Below are 18,593 nucleotides of genomic sequence, written 5' to 3' on the forward strand. Positions count from 1 at the left end.
ATTTATTCTATTTCATACCACGGAATTCCCAATAAACCTTCATGATAATCGATGATTACTGTTTCACCAATTTGTATAGTTTCATATTGTGAACTCGCTACGGAGATTTTTTCAGGGTCATGATGATGGCCCCAAGCGGCCACTTTTACATAATAGGTGCTACTTCTTCTTGAACGACTAATCGTTTTATCCAAGACTTTTGCTGGATAATATTGGGTTTCGGAATCATCAAACAAACAATTAACGCCATAGGTTCCTGCATAGCTGTAAAGAAATAGGTTGCCCAATAATGAAAAATAGATCCAGCTTTTATTTTTGGTTGATTTAATAATGACTTCATGGGTAATCCATAAAAGTACACACATCGCTATAAAAGTAATTGTTCCCGGAATGATTAGACTGTATACGCTCTCAAATTCAAAGTCACGTAAAATACGAATACAGATGGCTAATGCAGGAAAGTCAATAAAATCAGCCACATCGTACTTGTCTTCTCCTTTATCTTTTGTTATTTCAATGAGACTGGTAATACTGGGTCTACCGTATAACCCATTAGCAATTAAACCGATTATGGGAAGCGCCATAAGTACCACAAAAAGAATTTTGTACGGATTGGCAATTAGTAAAAACCATAATCCTATACCAACAGAAAACCACTCTAACTTATCTAACTTGTGAAAGGTGAGTTTTGTTTTCGGCAGATTACGTGACTGTTTCTTGTTTTTTTCTTTTCGTGTAAGCATTTTGGATTCCCGTTCATTCAAAAATACACAAAAAGGATTAGGGTAAAGTAGTTATAAAAGAAAAAACACGTTCAATCACTTCCTTCGGCACTTCTTTGTGCGGATTGTGTTGCACCCTCGGAATCAGCCACGCTTGCGCAGGTCCCGAACAGCGAGTGACAATCGTTTCGACTTGTTTTGGGGTGCCAAATTCATCGTCTTTGCCCTGAATAATGAGAGCCGGACAAGTAATTTGGGGTAAAAAGTCCGTGATGTCCCAATCCCGAAAGGTAGGTGCTAACCAGGTTTCAGTCCAGGCTTTTACCATGGCATCGGTATTTACTCCGTGGTATTTAGCCAAGCGCTGGGGCAAGTCGGTAGTGCTATAGGCTTCTTTTGCAGCACGAATGCCGGCTAAGGTAACTTCTTCTACAAAAACATGCGCCCCTTGGGTGATGATGGCTTGTATGCGCTCTGGAAATAAGGCTGCTGTTAGCAAAGCAATGGAACCCCCATCACTGTGTCCAAAGAGTATGGCTTTCTCGATGTTATGTTGGATTAATAGGTCGTTTAACACAGCCGCTTCGGGTTCTAAATACTGTTTGTCACGCACTGGATTGGCAAACGGTCCCGATTTCCCATAACCCAAACGGTCGTACACCAAATAATTGCATTGGGTCGCCGCCGCTAATTGCTCTGGAAAATCCCGCCACAATTCGACACATCCCAACGAATCGTGCAAAAAAACGAGGGTAGGACGGTTGGGGAAGGGGGAGTGGATGCGAAAGTTGAGCAAGTTATGAATTATGAGTTATGAATTATGTGAACCTCTAATTTAAAAAAGTAACGGAAATAATTTTCCCATCTTTGACTTCATAAATGGCAACACCACCAAAAGTCGTTGAGTTGTATTGCACGGATTCTTCATCGATAATGCGGTTGCCGCTTACAATTCGTTTAACCACAGTACAATGCAAGGTTTTAGCACTGTTGAAAAACTGGGCATACTGCTCCCTCATTTTGGCTTTGCCTTCTACATCCAATGTATTGGGGTAGGTGTACAACTTCACGTCCTCACTGTAACAATCCATGAAAGCGTTGAGGTCCTTTTGGTTGTAGGCTTCGACTTGTTTTTGAACGATTTGCTCTGCCGTTTGTGCACTCCCCAAGGCACTTACGAACATGCATAACAGGAATAGTTTTTTCATCGGTTTGTTATTTTAGTTCTTTTGCTAAAAAGCGTGCGGTATGACTTTTTTTGTTTTTACTGACTTCTTCAGGAGTACCGACACACAAAATTTGACCGCCGCCTTTCCCGCCTTCGGGTCCGACGTCGATGATGTGATCGGCTAATTTGATGACATCTAAATTGTGTTCGATGATCAACACCGTATTGCCTTTGTCGACCAACTTTTGAATGACTTCCATCAATACGCGAATGTCTTCAAAGTGCAAGCCTGTGGTGGGTTCGTCCATGATATAGAACGTATTGCCCGTATCTTTTTTGGATAATTCGGTTGCCAATTTGATACGTTGGGCTTCGCCACCCGAAAGGGTTGTACTTTGTTGTCCTAAGGTGATGTACCCCAATCCCACGTCTTGTATCGTTTTGATTTTTCGGTAGATTTTCGGGATGTTTTCAAAGAAATCCACCGCTTCATCTACGGTCATGTTCAATACATCGGAAATGGATTTTCCTTTGTAACGAATTTCAAGTGTTTCCCGATTAAAGCGTTTGCCTTGGCAGGTTTCGCATTCGACATAGACATCGGGTAGGAAACTCATTTCAATTGTACGCACTCCCGAACCTTCGCAGGTTTCACAACGACCGCCCGATACGTTGAAACTGAATCGGCCAGCTTTGTAGCCACGAATCATGGCTTCGGGGGTTTGGGTGAACAGGGAACGTATTTCAGAAAAAACGTCGGTATAGGTGGCAGGATTGGAGCGTGGGGTGCGGCCTATCGGACTTTGGTCAATGTCGATGACTTTGTCTACCTGTTCGAGCCCTTCAATTTTTTTGTAGGGCATCGGACGCTTTACGCCATCGTAAATGTGGGCATTGAGAATAGGGTAGAGCGTTTCGTTGATCAAAGTTGATTTTCCACTGCCTGAAACTCCGGTCACACAAATCAGTTTCCCCAACGGAAATTCTGCCGTCACGTTTTTTAAATTGTTACCCGAGGCGCCCACCAATTTAATTGTTTTACCACTGCCTTCCCGACGTTTTTTGGGCACTTCGATGGCCATTTTTCCGTTTAAGTACTGTGCGGTAATGGTGGTTTCGTTCAACAATTCGTTGGGCGAACCTTTGCTGATGATTTGTCCCCCAAAACGTCCAGCCTTGGGTCCGATGTCAATCACATAATCGGCTTCCACAATCATGTCTTTGTCGTGTTCGACCACCAAAACCGAATTCCCAATATCGCGCAAGCTTTTCAAGGAATTGATCAAACGTTCGTTATCGCGTTGGTGGAGTCCAATACTGGGTTCGTCCAAGATATACAACACGCCCACCAATTGTGAACCGATTTGGGTCGCCAAGCGAATGCGTTGTGCTTCACCGCCGGAGAGCGATTTCGAACTGCGGTGTAAGGATAGATAATTGAGTCCGACATCCATTAAGAACTTCAAGCGGTCGTTGATTTCTTTCAGGATTTCGGTGGCGATGGTTTTTTGTTTGTTCGAAAGGGTTTCCGGTAAATCGAGAAACCAAGTCGTGAGGTCGGCGACATCCATGGTGGATAGGTCGGCGATATTTTTCTCGTTGATTTTGAAATAGAGCGCTTCTTTTTTCAAACGCGCACCTTGACATTCTGGACAAGAAATCTCGTCCATGAAGTCTTTGGCCCAACGCTTGAGCGAAGTCGATTGTGCGTCGTCGTGTTGGTTTTTGATGAATGCCGCGATGCCTTCAAACTCGATTTTGTATTCTTTGGTGACACCTGCTGCTTTGGCATTTACGGTAAACCGTTCGTTGCCGCCATTAAGGATCATGTCCATGGCTTCTTCGGAAATCTTTTCGATGGGGTCGGTGAGTTTGAAACCAAATTTTTCACCGATGGCTTCCAGTTGTTTGAACATCCACGACGATTTATATTCGCCTAATGGTGCTAAACCGCCTTTGGCAATTGAAAGTCGCGCATCGGGGATGATTTTTTTAAGGTTGATTTCGTTGACCGTCCCGAGTCCGTTGCAATGCGGACAAGCGCCTTTGGGCGAGTTGAACGAAAAGAGATTGGGTTCGGGGTTTTGGTAGGAAATGCCTGTGGTGGGACACATGAGGGTGCGGCTAAAAAAGCGCACTTCGTTTTCGTCTTGTTCGATAACCATCATTACGTCTTCGCCGTGGTACATGGCGGTTTTGATGCTTTCAGCGAGGCGTTTGTGAGTGTCGTCGTCGTTGGCGGGTACCATGCGGTCGATGACGATTTCGATATCGTGGGTTTTGTAGCGGTCGAGTTTCATCCCGGGGGTGATGTCTTTGATTTCCCCGTTGACGCGGACCTTGACAAAGCCTTGTTTGGCGATTTGTTGGAACAGTTCGGCATAATGTCCTTTACGCGCCCGAATGACCGGTGCTAGGATGTTGATGCGTTTCCCTAGAAACTGTTCGATAATAAGGTTTTTGATTTGCTCGTCTGAGTAGGACACCATTTTTTCACCGGTGTTATAACTGTAGGCTTCTCCCGCACGGGCAAAGAGCAGGCGGAGGAAGTCGTAGATTTCGGTGATGGTCCCCACAGTGGAGCGGGGCGATTTGCTCGTCGTTTTTTGTTCAATCGCGATGACGGGGGAGAGTCCGTCGATTTTATCCACATCGGGACGCTCGAGTCCGCCCAAGAACTGCCTTGCATAGGCCGAGAACGTTTCGATATAGCGGCGTTGGCCTTCGGCGTAAATGGTGTCAAAGGCGAGGGACGATTTCCCCGAGCCTGAGAGTCCGGTAATGACCACGAGTTGTTCGCGGGGAATGGTGATGTCGATGTTTTTGAGGTTGTGCGCGCGGGCGCCTATGACTTCGATAAATTCGAGTTGTTCGCTCATGATTTTTTGGGAAAAAGCAAAGGTAAGGAATTTGGTTGAGGGTTGAAAGTTGCTGGTTGATGGTTGTCGGTTGTTGGTCCTGATACTGGGTGAGGAATTTGAAAATTGAGATTTGAGATTTGGAATTTGAGATTTGGTCCCGATACTTCGGGAGGAATTTGGAATTTGTTATTTGAAATTTTGATTATTGACCCTACTTGATTTTTAGCCCCGACCTGCCTACCGGCAGGCAGGTTGAGGCATTGTTGGAGCTCTTGGAGCGCAGCGGAAAAGCGACTGCCGAAAGCGGGAAGAGGGTTGATAGCAATTGTAAACGTTTGCTCCCAAAAAAAGAAAAAGGAGCAAGATTTAAAATGCGGTTTTTACTATATTTGGCTTTTACTTTTTAACTAGAAACACCATGAAATTATTAGGTATCGGTTCACGAATTAAGCACGCGGCGCACGGTTTGGGCGTAGTGACGAATGTAACGTCAAAGCATTATTGGGTAACGTTTATGGACAGTGGTCTAGAAACCATTGACTTGGATGAATCTGTTGAGGTGATTGAAGCGGTTGATGGTGAAGTGGATACGGTGAGTTTTTATGAGGTAGAAAAAGTAATGAAGAATTTGTTGCAACGTTGGAGCGACTTGACGCCGACTGTGGCGATTGCCGATAAATGGAAAGGCGGGAAATTGGTGATGGAACCGGGCACGCCAACCCAAAGTAAGGAAGTGCCGATTGATACGTTTTTTCACAAGATTGTGATGGTGCGTGACCGTCTACGGGTAATGGAGCAAAAAATCAACGCGAGCAACCTTGACGATGCCGAGAAAGTGGAATTGCAGCAATACATCACGCGTATTTACGGTAGTTTGACCACGTTTAATGTGCTGTTTAAGAGTCAGAGCGATTATTTTGTAGGGGAGAAGACGAAGTAGCAGTGGGTAGTGGGCAGTGATCAGTGTTCAGTGGGCAGTGATCAGTGTTCAGTGGGCAGTGTTGAGTGATCAGTAATTAGTGATTAGTGATTAGTGATTAGTGATCAGTAATCAGAATTCATTGAGTGGTAACGTTTTGCAGCTTTTGTAGTTGGTGAAAAAGCGAAACGATTATTTCTTACTTAGATTAACGTTTTTGCTTCGCACGGTTTGTTTCATTCGGGTGGTGTAAATCAACATCAACTTTGTAAATTCGAACCATAGCGTCAAGCTGCTGTTAGTAGATGTTTTATATCATCTATATTTCACAACAACAGTTTTAGCCCAAATGTCACCTAATCTTTGCCCATTCTGATTACTTTTCATAACCAAATAAGCGACAACGCCAAAAAAGAACATGTCAACTGGGTCTAATAAATGTCTTTTTAAAGATTGAATAAAAGTTATCTTTCTGTCTTGATTTTCTTGTGTTACAGGTTTTAAGCTAACAATTCCATTTCCAAGTGTTGAACCGAGAAAATATTCAAAGCAAACAGTAAAAATAAACCAAGGTATTATATTTAATAGTGCAGGAAATCCATTCATTTGATAACTTGCGGTTTCACCTGGGACTGGTTCCCCAAAAGTGAGAATTATATAGAAATTAATTGTGACTATAATTGAATAATCAATAATAGCTGCAAAAATTTTTCTTCCAACATAAGGTTTCGTCATTTTATGCACGTTTTATTTTAAAATATCAGCTAACGTTTCCCCGCTAACCGACTGTGGCGGAAAAGCTAAATGATTATTTCTTACTAAGATAAACATTTTTGCTACGCACTGTTTTTTTCATTCGGGTGTTGTAAACATAATACTAAACTAGCACATTCGAGCCTTAGCGGCTAGAGGCTGTTCTGCTGTTTTTTTTTAAATGTAATTTTCAGGTAAGCAAACATTATTTTCAGATTTGGTAATAATGATTTCGACAAATTTATCAATGTCTTGCTTATTAAATTCTTTTATTTGTATCGTAATATCACTTTTTGTTTGAAAGCTAAGATTTAGATTTTTAGAAAATCTGTCAAATGTTATTTCTGTCAATTCTGATAAATCTCTTTCTATTTTCCATGGCCTATTCAAAATCAAATTTCTATTGTTTATAAAAATTGTATAAGGTTGCTTTTTTCTGAAAACATAAACCATTACTATGTCAATAAATGGATATATCCAAAGAATAAGAATTAAAATAAATAATCTTTTAGGTTGATTATCAAATACAATTAATCCAGTCCAAAAAATCGCATTAAAGAGACTCCCAAATTTAAATTTTCTACTATAACTTCTAATTTTAAAGTCAGAAATAAAATCTTTATTCAAAATAGAAAATTCAATAGAAATTATAATTGTAAAAATTATAACAACAAAAAAAATATTTAATGACATAGGAAAGTTAAATTCCATTATTTGTCCTGTAAATAGAATTACATAGAATAGGACTGAAATAATCATCATTATCATGTAACTACTGTTATCCAAAATAGCTGTTAACTTTCCCATAAGTAAGAATTATTTTGTTCCCCTCTCTTCCTCTATATTGGCGGGTAATCGTGTAATTGAATAATAACCATCCTTACTCATTCACCCCAATTTTGTGTTTTTTTAGAATTGAATTAAACAGTTCCAATTGATTGGCTTCTTTCATGGCTTTATAAATCATACTGATGACGCGTTCGGCAACGGTACGGTAGGCTGAGTTTTGTTATTGTGTCTCTATGTTTAATTAATACTTTTCAGATAGGATTGGCTGAAAAGGTTATTGCTTTATAAGACAAAATTTAAAAAAATATTACAGTAGTTATAATTGCAACTCATTTTTTTATTTGTGCTTAATTTCGCAGTCTAGCGAATGGTTAGATTTAGAGCAATAATCATTCATTTTATACTAAAAAAGGTGTTGTGTATAATTTCTCTTATTAAGCCACTAATCTTTTACAATCTTTGTTCTGACTATTTCTTTGTTGGTGTAAACTTTGAGAATATAATTACCAGACCTTAATTGGCTTAAATCAACTTTGTTTTCATGAACTGAATTAGAACTTAATATTCTACCTGTAGTATCATAAATCTCAACTTTTAATATACGATTTGATGTTTTAAAGCTTAGTATATCTTTAACGGGGTTTGGATAAGTTATTATTTCATTATTATTATCGATTTCATGAACCCCTAATGTGTTTTGAATTGTAGTTATGTAATTGTTGGTAATTATAGGGAAATTGTAGTCAAAATAGATATTCGCTGAATTACTAAAAGTGTCACCAACTATTAAATTTGAATTTGTTTTAATTTTGAAAGAAACATATCCATCATTATTTGCGTCATCAAATGGTAGATTTATATTCTGGAAAATAAATTCTACATTATTTGTATTTGATATTTTAGTTTCAAAATTATGACTGCCACTTATTGGAATAAGAGAATTGATGTCAAATTTATTCAAGTTTATTATATCTTTTACAACAATATTTTGAGCATTTGCTGTTCCATTGTTTTCAAATCGGATTAAATAATGAACATATTCACCAATTTTATTTGTAGTAATCGTTGTTCCCTCTAAACAAGTTTTATCATTCGGGTCGTATGAATTCACAACCGTTTGGTTCAAAACTATATTGTTATCATTCGGAAATTCATCTGTTTGCCCATTAATGGAAGCAGCATAATTTAAAACGTTACCACTCAATAATGGAGGTGTTTCGGTAGGTGAATTTAAGTTAAATGTAATATTAATCTCTCTACTTTCAAATGGTGAAAGGTTTGTAAAGGTCCAATTTAAATTACCTGTTGATTGACTAGAAATAGAATATTGACTTGAAACAAAATCCAATACATCATCATTAAATGTTAGATTGATTGTACCTGATTGAATTGTATTTCCTTTGTTTTTATAGATTAATTTAAAAATGGCGTCAAAACCAGGTCTCGCTTGATTAATTGGAAGAAATACAATTTCTAAATCGTTGTGATTTCCATTTGCTACAATACAAAAATCTTGATTATAAGGACTTACAGCAGTTGGAAAACTTACATTAAAAGAGTTGGGTTGGACTGTAAAATAAGTTGGGTTTTCTAAAACTGGGGTAATTGTGTGAGTCCCAGCTTGAACAGGTAAATTAAATAATCCTAAACTATTTGTTATAAAACTACCAGTGATAGTGCCATTCGTAATTGTACATTTGAAATTTGGATAAATGATATCATTATTGTCACAGCCATTATTGTTACTGTCAAATTTGCTATCACCTTGTATTGTGTAAAATACTCCACCCGGTGTAAATGAACAATAGGAGTTTACTTGACAATTATTAATATTATAATCATTATTTAGACTGTTTATCAAGCTTATTTCATTTTCATCCGCACATATATATGTTAAATTAGGGTTATTTGAGTAATTGAAAAATACACTATTGTTAATTACACTACCATTTTTTACGTTCAAATTTATCAAATTATTTCCTGTACAAAATAATTGTTGTAAGTTATGGCAATCGGATACATCAAGTTCACTTAATAGGTTGTTCAACAATCCAATAATTGTCAAATTGATACAGTTATCTAAATTGATACTTGTTAATAAATTAGAATTGCTTCTCAAAAGGTTTAAGTTACTTAAATTACTCAAATCTAAACTTGAAATTTGATTATTATCACAATCAATTTCTTTTAAATTAATGCAATTTGAAACATTCAAACTTGTTAACTGGTTGTTGTAACAGTATAGCTTTTCTAAACTTATACAGCCTGTTAAGTTTATATTGGTTAATGAACTATTAACACAACTTAAGTATTTTAAATTTGATAGACCGCTTAGATTTAATGATGAGGCTTGATTTGATGAAATTTCTAGCTTTATTAGATTTTGTAAACTAGTAAGATTATGATTTGTGATAGGATTATTATTACAAGTTAAAACTTTTAAATTACTGAAATATTCTATACCTGAGAGATTAGTAATATTAGAATAATAAATATTTAAAAATTGAATATTTAATGCTTCTGTGATTTGAATTTCACCATCGTCATTTACATCAATTTTGCAATAACCATTTGGATTTAAAGTTGATAGGTTTGAATTGACTTGAGTATTATTTGAGGCTATGTTTGTGTTGCTATTTGCTGCTAATAATTTTGCTTTGAAATTAGCATCTGGAAAATTGATAATTTGAGCATAACTTAACCCTGAAAAAGCAAGAAGTATAAAAAAGATTTTTGATTTCATTTTGCTTGGAATTATTTTTTGAAAGTTTAAGTGGTGATGTTAGATAATTGAAGTGTAAGTGAAGAGCACTTAAACTTGATTTTTATGTAGATATGCAACGATAGAATGATATTCTGCTTTACTCATTCACCCCAATTTTGTGTTTTTTCAGTATCGAATTAAACAGCTCCAATTGATTGGCTTCTTTCATGGCTTTATAAATCATACTGATGACGCGTTCGGCATCGGTACGGTAAGCTGAGTTTTGTTCTGAATAAAGAACAAGGGCCTGACACATATTGTCTAACGCTTTTTCTTGATCGTTTAAATTACTGTGGTAAATTAATCCAATACCATAAAATACTTCGGGGTTGTTGGGGGTAATTTTGGACAATCGTTCATAGGCTTTAATGGCTTTTTTGAATTCTCCTTTATAACCATAAGCGATAGCAATGTTTTGAAGAGGCATTGTACCGTTGGGGTCTATTTTTAAAGATTTTTCATAGGCCTCAATGGCTTCGTTGTATTTGTTTAATCGGCGGTAACAAATTCCCATATTGTCATAAGCAAAGGCAAATTTGGGGTCAAAAACTACTGCTTTTTCATAATTTACAATTGCAGCTTGAAAGTCGCCTTTTTGGGTTTCATCTAAACCTTTTCGGTAGAATTTCATGGCTTCCTCATTACTTGATAACGAATATTCACTCAAGCGGTCATTGATAGCCAATTTGGTTTTTAATGCGGGACAATTGTCCATTAAATACTCTTGTAATTCATAATAATATTTCTTGTAAGTCTCCGAATTGGTATTGGTGTTAATCTCAACATTCGTTGATTTCTCACCCGACTTTTCCGCTTGTTTTTGGGCATCCGATAGTTTGACGATCATTTGATAAGCCATTACCTTATCGTCAATACAGGCTTTGATTTCAGCGTTAATACTGTCCCTGGATTTACTCCCTGTTTGAATACTGTCAATACATTTGCAAATTCCATCCCCCGTACTTTTTTTGAAGTCGATATTTAAGTCGGAAAGCTTAACTTCTTTACTTTTTTCATCTTGCGCAAAGGCCGCAATAGTTGTCAATAACACCAAGGTAAGTGTGTAAATAAGGCGTAACATAGGCGAATAATTTTGGTGAATATACGAATTTTTTGGAAAAAGGGGGTGAGTGTGAAGAATGTAAAAGTGTAAAGAGTGTAAAGGGTGTATGTGTGTAGCGAGTGTAAAAGTCGAAAACGATTTTGTTTTACGCACCCCTAATCCCTAATTCATAATTCATAACTCCTAATTACTCTATCACCATTCCCTTCAACGTCAGTCGGTAGGTTTCCAGCAAATCGCATTTGTTTACGATACCGTAGTATTTTCCGGATTTAAGAACGATAAGGGTGTTTTGTTGCGCGGCATCAAATTTATCCATAATCAATTCCATGCCGTCGTCGTGATTCAATACCGTTTCTAAGGGTTGCATCCATTCTTCGATGGAGCCAAATTTCACGCGGTAGGCATTGAAAATAAAGGATTTTAAGTAGTTGATATCCAAAACGCCGATGACTTTGTTTTTGTCGTCCAACACCGGGAACAGGGGTTGTTGGGTAGATTGTAGAGCTTGAATAACATCCTCCACCGTATCGGTCAGTTGGAAGGTTTTGGATTCTAGTTGTACATGGGATAAAAAGTCGATGCTCAACAAGACATTTTTATCTTTATCACCAGTAAACACTTCGCCTTTGTCGGCTAAGGCTTTCACGTCCATGGAATGTTTTTCAAATTTTCGGGAAACGGCAAAACTGATGGAGGAAACCATCATCAACGGGACCATCAAGTCGTAACCGCCTGTGATTTCTCCAATCAAGAAAATCGAGGTAAGCGGCGCATGAAACAAGCCACTTAAAATACCCGCCATACCCACCATGGTGAAGTTGGCCACAGGCAAATGGGAATTGATACCCGTGAGGTCCATGATTTTAACAACCACAAATCCCAAATAGGATCCCACAAACAGGGAAGGGGCGAAGTTACCGCCATTTCCTCCAGAGCCTAAGGTGAGACCGGTTGCCAACGACTTTAGAAAAACGATGATACCCACAAACCCGATCAATACCCATTCTTTGGATTTGAAAGGTTCGAGTAAGGTGTTATCCAACAAACTTTCAGGATGTGCGGTTGATAGGGTTTTGATGCTTTCGTATCCTTCTCCAAATAAAGTGGGAAAGAAAAAGATGAGTAGGGCTAAGAGTAGTGCGCCGATAAAAGCACGGCGGTATGAATTGAGTCTGTAACGGTTGAAAAAATGTTCGACCCGTCTAAAGTTCCGCGCGTGATACACCGATACCAATCCTGAGGCCAACCCCAAAAGAATGTAATACGGTATATTATGGTAGTCAAACGGTTTGATGTCTTTAAAACTCAGTAAGATGTCCTGACTCAACAAAATATTCGACACCAAAGCGCCCGTGGCTGCAGAGATCATAATTGGGATAAAGGCCGAAATACTCACATCGGTCAACACCACTTCTATGGCAAACAAAACGCCGGCAATGGGTGCGTTGAAGGCAGCGCCAATTCCGGCCGCAACACCACAAGCCAACAATAAAATACGGTCTTTTTGGGACAAGCGGTATTTTTGGGCGTAATTTGAACCAAAAGCAGCTCCGGTGATGGTAATCGGACTCTCCAACCCCGCAGAGCCCCCGAGTCCGACGGTGAGCGAACTCGTAACGATTTGCGCATACATTTGTTTGCGGGGCATAATCCCACCTTTTTTAGCAACTGCATAAAGGATGCGCGAACTTCCTTTTTCGATGGATCCGTCTAAGAATTTACGAATGACGATGACCGTGAGTAGGATTCCGATGATTGGGAAAATACTGTTGGCATACGGCAATTTGAGGTATTGGTTAACGTAATTGGCAAAGAGAAAAACGTTGTGGGCGAAGTTTTTCAGGATGATTACTGCCAAAGCACAGGAAACCGCTACGGCTACACTGGAAAGGTAGATGAAATTACGTTCCGAAAGGACGGCTTTCGCCATGAAGAACACGGTCTCCAAGCGTCGCATACCTTTGCGTAAGCCCACTAAAACTGTTGCCGTTTTCCGGTTGCCCATACCTTACAATTGAATGGCAAAGGTACTCTTTTTCTTTGGGAACAAAAAGGGAACCGTAGCTCCCTTTGTTTCTTTTTATTTCAATCGAAGTGTGGTATTGGTAAAAGGAATTCGGTTCATTGGCGTAAAAATTAACTCAGGATAAGTGTTAATGACTATATCATAGCTTCCTTCTTTTTGTATTCTTTTAATTTCGATAACCCCCACATCCTCCGTAAATACAAAGGGTTTGTCTGTTGCAACCGATTGAAGTCCGTTAGTGATAAAGTAAAACAACTTGTTTTTTTCAATTGGGCTGTTGTCGATGTACACAAAGTCCTCGTAACAGCAAACGAGTGTGGGAAAATTTACCCCTGTGATGTAATGAATACTTCCACGTATGGTGATTGAGTTGGTGGAATGATCGGTTGTACAATTAATTTTTTCAAGATAATTTCCTTTTTTTTCAAAGGAATAGATTTTTATTTTTTCGACCGGAAATTTCCAATCGAATTGGAGAGTGAGTTTCAATTCATTCGAACCCGAGGCTTGTCCATAACCTAGTGAGCATAGGAAAAGCAACATTAATAATGCCTGTTTTTTCATGCTTTTCATTATAAATTCAACAATTTAATGTCACCCGCAGGGGTCACGATATAATAGCGGTTGTTGCGAATAATGGTATTTTTCGGCAATTGGTCTTCTTTTAATTTAATGCGAATGGTTAAGTCGTAAAACGCTTGAATCGAAGGTTCTGCCACGTCGCCATTGATCACAAAATTGTGGTCTTTCATCAAGGCCGGATTGTAATATTCGGTGGTGTTTTTCTTGATGTCGTTCACCTGACTCTTCGGGTCAAAGTTGGAGGAAGCTTGTGAATAGGCCGAGTAATTGCGGTAACTTTCCATGGGGTAGGTCACGTTGAATCCTTCTTGAATGGTTTTCTCTTTTTTGGTGAGGTCCATATTCATGAGGGAGGAATAATTCGCGGTCATTTCTTTGAATTGTTCCAAGGCTTTGCGCTGCATTTGGGTTCGAATTTGGTCAAAATTAACCGTCACATAATCCACTTTGGCCAAGTCATAGATTTCATTTTTTCCACAAATGGACATAATTTTATCCATGTCGCGACTGGTTCGAAAACGGATGATGAGGTTCTTTTTTAATTCAAATCCGGCCGGTTTTTCATTGTAGGTTTTTGGATTAAAGATTTTCTTTTCTACGGCATATTCATAAGTAGGGACAAATGAAATCATGTCGGTCATCACCACTATGTCTTTGCTGTAGGCGTCTAATTCTTTGATCACATTGTTGATGCGTTCGTCCATGAGGTTGGTGGCTTCTTCGGCTGATTTTCCCAGTTGTAATACGCTGAAGGTGGCAACTTGTGTTGTGGCTTTTTCATTGTAAATGCCTTTGATGACAATTACCATTTCGTTTTCACTACTCGAAGTGGTTTGAAGTGTGTTCACCCGATTCACGGTGTAATTGTTGTTGTGGTAGTTGGCATTGCCCGAAGTTTCGTTATAGTTGGCATTTCCTGAATGTTGTGCCGAAAGCATAAATGTTGTGCCTAATGCAGCGGCTAAAATTACTTTTGTGTTCATAGGATATTAAATTTTAAAATTTGATGAACCAAAATTAGACATGGGTGTTTCTAACCTTTGGCAAATCAACTTTCTCTTTACTGTAAAGTAATTTGGTTATTTTTACAGTGAATTTGCAGTGGATTTTCTGCGAAATTTGACCCATCGCTCCTTAATTTTGAACGTCGGAATGAACGAAATGCAAGCTTTTCAGGAATTGAAAACACGAGTGCTCGAGCGCTACCGTGAGCATTATCCGTATTTTCAGGGGACATGGAAAACGTTTTCCTCTCAAGATATACTGAATTTGATTGCGTTATTGGAATCGGAATGTAAAGAAACGGTGAGTGAAAAATGGATTTACACCCATTTGAAACCCGAATCCAATGACAAGTTGCCGCGCAAGTCGATGCTTAATGTATTGTGCCGTTTTGTGGGAGTAGCGAGTTGGGATGCCTTTTGTTTTGTTCCTCCAACGGAAACAGAAAATTCAACGGAAATAGATTCCACAAAAAAAGCCTACCAGCGCAGTTGGAAGTTACCACTTGGGGTCTTAGTACTCGTGGTGATGGGCGTGGTACTGTTTAATCGATTTGGAGAAGCTGCACCGAAAGAAGTCCCTGTTCGTTTGCAAAATCAATATACGAATGAACCCATTGATAGTGCCGAAGTTCAGGTGTATGAAGTAACCGATTCGGCCCAACAACAACCGATGACGAAGGAGGAATTGCAAAAGAAAATCGCAACCCAACCCGTGAAAGTGTTGGTGAAGAGTCCGTTTTATAAAGATACTGTCGTGCAATTACCGCCATCGGATGCTAAACAAAATACGCCCGTGGTACAATTGCAACCCGATGATTATGCGATGATGGTGAAAGCTTTTTTGAAGGCGGATATTCAAGATTGGCAAAAGCGAAAGCAGCAATTGCAAAAGATTTTATCTCCCGATTTGGAGGTGTTGGTGATGTTGAAAGGCGGATTGGGAACGGAGTATTATAACAAAACAGAATTTGTGCGCAAACTCACCATTCCGACACCCGTACTCAAACGCTGGGAAATTGTTGCCTTGGAAAATGAACCGGATGGTACGATCCGAAAACTACGAATTAAACAAGAATAAGCATGTATAGGCTACTTCTTTTAGGGATGATTTTGAGCGGGGGCTCCTTGTGGAGTCAAGCGGCTACGGAGTCTGTGAAAACCAGTGGACAAAAAAGTTTACAGCAGGTTTTTACAGCGCCTGTTTTTGCCGCCTATCAAGAAAATTCGGATCTTAAAATTCAGGAGTTGTTTTTTTACTTGCAGCAATTGTCTCAAACCTCGCTAGAAGCGTCCCTTCGCAACGAAATGGAAATCGCTTGTTTGGCTTTGTTTGTGAGTGATTCCACACTTGTGGTTGATGTTACTTCAACTACGCCTACTTTGATTCCCATAAAAACCTTACTTCAAAAATTGGCACAAACGGCACCTTTGCAACTCACGGTTTCCGAACGGGTGAACTACAATACGGTGACCTACCAAAGTTGGAAAAATGGTTACACTGTTCGTTGTATTCAAAATGAAGCGACACGGGATTATACGGTTGCTCAAATTGTTTTTTTCCAATTGCAACCCCAACAGTTTGGGTCGCATGAACAACAAACCTATCAATACCGTTTGGGCAATATGGAATTACGGTAAGTTACGTAAGGCTTCCCGTTTGCTCAAGGGTTTTAAATCGGTATTTTCTACAAAGGTTCGCACCCCTTCGGGATTAAACCGACTGTAATCGCGGAGTGCCCACCCGATGGCTTTTTGGATAAAAAATTCTTTGGAATCTTTGTGTTTGTAACATTCGGCTTTGAGTAAATCAAAATCGGTGTTGACTTTGTAACTCAATTGAAAAATAATGGCGCTGCGGTTAAGCCATAAATTATCCGACGCAGAAAAGCGTTCGATTACTGTCGGAATTTCCTCGGGAAAGGCTTGTAAATAGCCACCTAAAAGGTATTTGGCTACAACGTCAACAGTATCCCACCAGGATTGATTGATTAAGAAAAATTCGATAAGATGGATATCTTCTTTTCGGTATTTTTTTTTGATGGCTTTGATCAATACTTCCATGCCGCAATAGTGGAATTCCCGGTAAGGCATTTCGAAAAGCAGTTGGGCTATTGATCTAAAATCCAATTTTATTTCCGGTTCATGTTTTTTATACCATTCGGTAAAAAGTCCGCGCCGACTGTCGGTTTTTAACCCTAAAAACTGGAAATTATTTTTCATATAATTTTCCATGGCTTCCACTTGTTCGGGTTTGCGGTGTTGTCTAAAAAGTTCCTGTAATTCTTCGATTGCGGTCATTTAGGAATGGGTATTGAGTTCGATTAATTTTTGCTGACAGCCCTCCTCTAATTCCTTAAAAAACTCGAAAAACTCATTTTCAAATTCGGAGTAATAGGTTTGGAGTTCGACCATCGCTTCGTGCATGCTCACCCGTTGTTGGGTTCGGCGGTCCATTTGAAATAGAATCTTTTCTAAACCGTCAAGACTGGCATAACTCACCAGCCAATTGCGGGCAATCATGAAGGGAACCATGTGTTGGGCCCGTTCAGTGAGCCAACTGTGTTTTTCTTTGAGAAGGATATAGAATTCTTCCGCATAGCTTTCTAAGGGAGTTGCGTGGTATTTGCTCCAATTTTTAGCCAGAAAATGATCGTAAAAAATATCCATGATGACGCCCGAATAGTGGCCGTATTTTTCGTGCAAGCGGTGTTTGCTTTGGCGGTAAATGGGATGGGCATCGGTGAAACTATCAATGAAGCGGTGGAGTAATATGCCTTTTTGAATCGCTTCGGGATAACTTTTGTATTGCGATCCTCGCACACTATCGGCCATAAAATTGCCAATTTTTAGCAATTCTTGGTCGCCCGAAAGGTAAATATGTGCTAGGAAATTCATAAAAAAGGTTGCGGTTCTTGGGTAAAGATAGCAACTTTTTGAAAAGGTTATCCCAATCCTATGTTAAGGAAAGGGAGAAAAAACGATTATCCTATCGCCAAATTCGAATTGGAATTGGGAGTCGTTTCTTCTTTTTTATGTTGTAAAATAGTGGTTTTACGGAAATTTTGTAAGGACTCAGTGGCTTTGTTTTGGTGCAAGTACCCGTCTAAAATTTCCATGGCAAGTGCCCCTAATTTTTTGTCTTGGTGAAAGCTTAAAAATTGCAATGTACGCGAGTCCACGGTTAATTGGTATTCTTTGGCTAATAACAAGCAAAATTTCACCAATTGCGGTTGGGAAGCAATTAACCACGTATTTAATTGTTCGTGAAGTAAATTAACTTTATCCGCATACAAACCAACTAAATGGTGTAATTCGGTATCGTTCAGTTGAAAAGGTAAATTTTTAATCGCTGAGGGTTGGAACTCATTTAATTGAATTAAAGCACTTAGCGATTCTAAGCGAGCATCACCCATTTGAAGTTGTGCCGCTTTTTCAATGAAAGGAAGCGCTGAACGGTTGTTAGCACGAATTGCCCATTGAATGGCTTGTCGTTGTTGCTCGGAATTCCCCGTAGCGATTTCACGATTTACAAAGGCATTGATTTCTAATTCTTGCAATAGAATTTCTAACTTTTCTCGATTGTTTGACAAGGCATACGGCGAAGCAGAAGAAAGAATTTTTGCGGTGAATTCACGCAAACGCGGCATATTGTTTTGAAGCACTTTATTTTTAAAATACTCCAATTCAATTCGGGTTTCAATGGCATCCCATTCCCCGGAGAAAAAAGAGGAAAGAAACGAATTGATCACTTCTTCTTCATCAGGCGTATCAAGTACAATTTTGGGTTGTTGTGACTTTTGGAAAAGCGTGTAAACGATATAGACCACCGTAATTCCGGCCACCACAGGCAACACCACGCTTCCTAAGGAAGTGGCGGTTATTTGTTGCAATAGCGCAAAGAAATTAAATGCGATCATTAGTACTGTATTTACCTTTTAT

At 39.0% G+C, this 18,593-nt stretch carries 17 protein-coding genes; 3 read left to right on the plus strand and 14 right to left on the minus strand.

What is annotated here, in order from left to right:
- Window positions 1-2: 2 nt before the first annotated feature.
- The 4 genes from EQG61_RS11305 to uvrA all read right to left on the minus strand — a co-directional run bounded on the left by EQG61_RS11305 (window position 3) and on the right by uvrA (window position 4,769).
- Entirely contained in the window at window positions 3-584 is a 582-nt protein-coding gene (locus tag EQG61_RS11305) for a hypothetical protein (protein ID WP_129462051.1), read from the minus strand.
- A gap of 196 nt (window positions 585-780) precedes the next feature.
- Window positions 781-1,518, minus strand: coding sequence for an alpha/beta fold hydrolase (locus EQG61_RS11310; protein ID WP_262707618.1), 738 nt, complete (start codon window positions 1,516-1,518; stop codon window positions 781-783).
- Window positions 1,519-1,552: 34 nt separating this feature from the next.
- Complete coding sequence (locus EQG61_RS11315) at window positions 1,553-1,930, minus strand: nuclear transport factor 2 family protein (RefSeq protein ID WP_129462053.1); 378 nt, start codon at window positions 1,928-1,930, stop codon at window positions 1,553-1,555.
- Between the two features lie 7 nt (window positions 1,931-1,937).
- Window positions 1,938-4,769: an excinuclease ABC subunit UvrA gene (gene uvrA / locus EQG61_RS11320; RefSeq protein ID WP_129462054.1), complete on the minus strand. Its 2,832-nt coding sequence runs from the start codon at window positions 4,767-4,769 to the stop codon at window positions 1,938-1,940.
- 400 nt (window positions 4,770-5,169) lie between these two features.
- Between uvrA and EQG61_RS11325 the strand changes: the two genes are divergently transcribed.
- Complete coding sequence (locus EQG61_RS11325; RefSeq protein WP_129462055.1) at window positions 5,170-5,691, plus strand: hypothetical protein; 522 nt, start codon at window positions 5,170-5,172, stop codon at window positions 5,689-5,691.
- Window positions 5,692-5,985: 294 nt separating this feature from the next.
- Here the strand turns inward: EQG61_RS11325 and EQG61_RS11330 are convergent, their stop codons facing one another.
- From EQG61_RS11330 to EQG61_RS11360, 7 genes are all read right to left on the minus strand, one after another.
- On the minus strand, window positions 5,986-6,405 hold the full coding sequence (locus EQG61_RS11330; protein WP_129462056.1) for an RDD family protein: 420 nt from the start codon (window positions 6,403-6,405) through the stop codon (window positions 5,986-5,988).
- A gap of 195 nt (window positions 6,406-6,600) precedes the next feature.
- The gene (locus EQG61_RS11335; protein ID WP_129462057.1) at window positions 6,601-7,230 is read right to left on the minus strand and encodes a hypothetical protein; all 630 of its coding nucleotides are present in this window, start codon (window positions 7,228-7,230) and stop codon (window positions 6,601-6,603) included.
- 424 nt (window positions 7,231-7,654) lie between these two features.
- Window positions 7,655-9,955 (minus strand): DUF7619 domain-containing protein, encoded by a 2,301-nt coding sequence (locus tag EQG61_RS11340; RefSeq protein WP_129462058.1) that lies wholly within the window; start codon window positions 9,953-9,955, stop codon window positions 7,655-7,657.
- A 118-nt stretch (window positions 9,956-10,073) separates the two neighbouring features.
- Complete coding sequence (locus tag EQG61_RS11345; protein ID WP_129462059.1) at window positions 10,074-11,057, minus strand: tetratricopeptide repeat protein; 984 nt, start codon at window positions 11,055-11,057, stop codon at window positions 10,074-10,076.
- Between the two features lie 169 nt (window positions 11,058-11,226).
- Entirely contained in the window at window positions 11,227-13,047 is a 1,821-nt protein-coding gene (locus tag EQG61_RS11350) for a chloride channel protein (RefSeq protein WP_129462060.1), read from the minus strand.
- 75 nt (window positions 13,048-13,122) lie between these two features.
- Window positions 13,123-13,632 carry a hypothetical protein gene (locus tag EQG61_RS11355; protein ID WP_129462061.1) on the minus strand — a complete coding sequence of 170 codons (510 nt, stop codon included), beginning with the start codon at window positions 13,630-13,632 and terminating at the stop codon, window positions 13,123-13,125.
- An 8-nt stretch (window positions 13,633-13,640) separates the two neighbouring features.
- Window positions 13,641-14,633: an SIMPL domain-containing protein gene (locus EQG61_RS11360; protein WP_129462062.1), complete on the minus strand. Its 993-nt coding sequence runs from the start codon at window positions 14,631-14,633 to the stop codon at window positions 13,641-13,643.
- Between the two features lie 169 nt (window positions 14,634-14,802).
- On the opposite strand from EQG61_RS11360, the gene EQG61_RS11365 reads away from it, so the two are divergent.
- Together EQG61_RS11365 and EQG61_RS11370 are read left to right on the plus strand one after the other, a co-directional pair.
- Window positions 14,803-15,732: a hypothetical protein gene (locus EQG61_RS11365; protein WP_129462063.1), complete on the plus strand. Its 930-nt coding sequence runs from the start codon at window positions 14,803-14,805 to the stop codon at window positions 15,730-15,732.
- A 2-nt stretch (window positions 15,733-15,734) separates the two neighbouring features.
- On the plus strand, window positions 15,735-16,292 hold the full coding sequence (locus EQG61_RS11370) for a hypothetical protein (RefSeq protein WP_129462064.1): 558 nt from the start codon (window positions 15,735-15,737) through the stop codon (window positions 16,290-16,292).
- Here the strand turns inward: EQG61_RS11370 and EQG61_RS11375 are convergent.
- The 3 genes from EQG61_RS11375 to EQG61_RS11385 all read right to left on the minus strand — a co-directional run bounded on the left by EQG61_RS11375 (window position 16,284) and on the right by EQG61_RS11385 (window position 18,571).
- The gene (locus EQG61_RS11375) at window positions 16,284-16,952 is read right to left on the minus strand and encodes a DNA alkylation repair protein (RefSeq protein ID WP_129462065.1); all 669 of its coding nucleotides are present in this window, start codon (window positions 16,950-16,952) and stop codon (window positions 16,284-16,286) included. The two genes, EQG61_RS11370 and EQG61_RS11375, sit on opposite strands and share 9 nt — an antisense overlap.
- A complete protein-coding gene (locus tag EQG61_RS11380) occupies window positions 16,953-17,549 on the minus strand; it encodes an acyl carrier protein phosphodiesterase (protein WP_129462066.1) in 597 nt (198 codons plus the stop codon). It abuts the gene before it with no gap.
- Window positions 17,550-17,635: 86 nt separating this feature from the next.
- Window positions 17,636-18,571, minus strand: a complete 936-nt coding sequence (locus EQG61_RS11385; protein ID WP_129462067.1) for a hypothetical protein — start codon at window positions 18,569-18,571, stop codon at window positions 17,636-17,638.
- Window positions 18,572-18,593: the final 22 nt, after the last annotated feature.

The organism is Flavobacterium stagni (assembly GCF_004122105.1).
In the GTDB taxonomy this organism is placed as follows: domain Bacteria; phylum Bacteroidota; class Bacteroidia; order Flavobacteriales; family Flavobacteriaceae; genus Flavobacterium; species Flavobacterium stagni.

Excerpts from the sequence above, each read along its gene's own strand:
- EQG61_RS11315 (WP_129462053.1), bottom strand. The coding sequence starts at position 1,930 with ATGAAAAAACTATTCCTGTTATGCATGTTCGTAAGTGCCTTGGGGAGT.
- EQG61_RS11360 (WP_129462062.1), bottom strand. The coding sequence starts at position 14,633 with ATGAACACAAAAGTAATTTTAGCCGCTGCATTAGGCACAACATTTATG.
- uvrA (WP_129462054.1), bottom strand. The coding sequence starts at position 4,769 with ATGAGCGAACAACTCGAATTTATCGAAGTCATAGGCGCCCGCGCGCAC.
- EQG61_RS11335 (WP_129462057.1), bottom strand. The coding sequence starts at position 7,230 with ATGGGAAAGTTAACAGCTATTTTGGATAACAGTAGTTACATGATAATG.
- EQG61_RS11365 (WP_129462063.1), top strand. The coding sequence starts at position 14,803 with ATGAACGAAATGCAAGCTTTTCAGGAATTGAAAACACGAGTGCTCGAG.
- EQG61_RS11370 (WP_129462064.1), top strand. The coding sequence starts at position 15,735 with ATGTATAGGCTACTTCTTTTAGGGATGATTTTGAGCGGGGGCTCCTTG.
- EQG61_RS11330 (WP_129462056.1), bottom strand. The coding sequence starts at position 6,405 with ATGACGAAACCTTATGTTGGAAGAAAAATTTTTGCAGCTATTATTGAT.
- EQG61_RS11350 (WP_129462060.1), bottom strand. The coding sequence starts at position 13,047 with ATGGGCAACCGGAAAACGGCAACAGTTTTAGTGGGCTTACGCAAAGGT.
- EQG61_RS11340 (WP_129462058.1), bottom strand. The coding sequence starts at position 9,955 with ATGAAATCAAAAATCTTTTTTATACTTCTTGCTTTTTCAGGGTTAAGT.
- EQG61_RS11385 (WP_129462067.1), bottom strand. The coding sequence starts at position 18,571 with ATGATCGCATTTAATTTCTTTGCGCTATTGCAACAAATAACCGCCACT.
- EQG61_RS11345 (WP_129462059.1), bottom strand. The coding sequence starts at position 11,057 with ATGTTACGCCTTATTTACACACTTACCTTGGTGTTATTGACAACTATT.
- EQG61_RS11325 (WP_129462055.1), top strand. The coding sequence starts at position 5,170 with ATGAAATTATTAGGTATCGGTTCACGAATTAAGCACGCGGCGCACGGT.
- EQG61_RS11380 (WP_129462066.1), bottom strand. The coding sequence starts at position 17,549 with ATGAATTTCCTAGCACATATTTACCTTTCGGGCGACCAAGAATTGCTA.
- EQG61_RS11305 (WP_129462051.1), bottom strand. The coding sequence starts at position 584 with ATGGCGCTTCCCATAATCGGTTTAATTGCTAATGGGTTATACGGTAGA.
- EQG61_RS11375 (WP_129462065.1), bottom strand. The coding sequence starts at position 16,952 with ATGACCGCAATCGAAGAATTACAGGAACTTTTTAGACAACACCGCAAA.
- EQG61_RS11355 (WP_129462061.1), bottom strand. The coding sequence starts at position 13,632 with ATGAAAAAACAGGCATTATTAATGTTGCTTTTCCTATGCTCACTAGGT.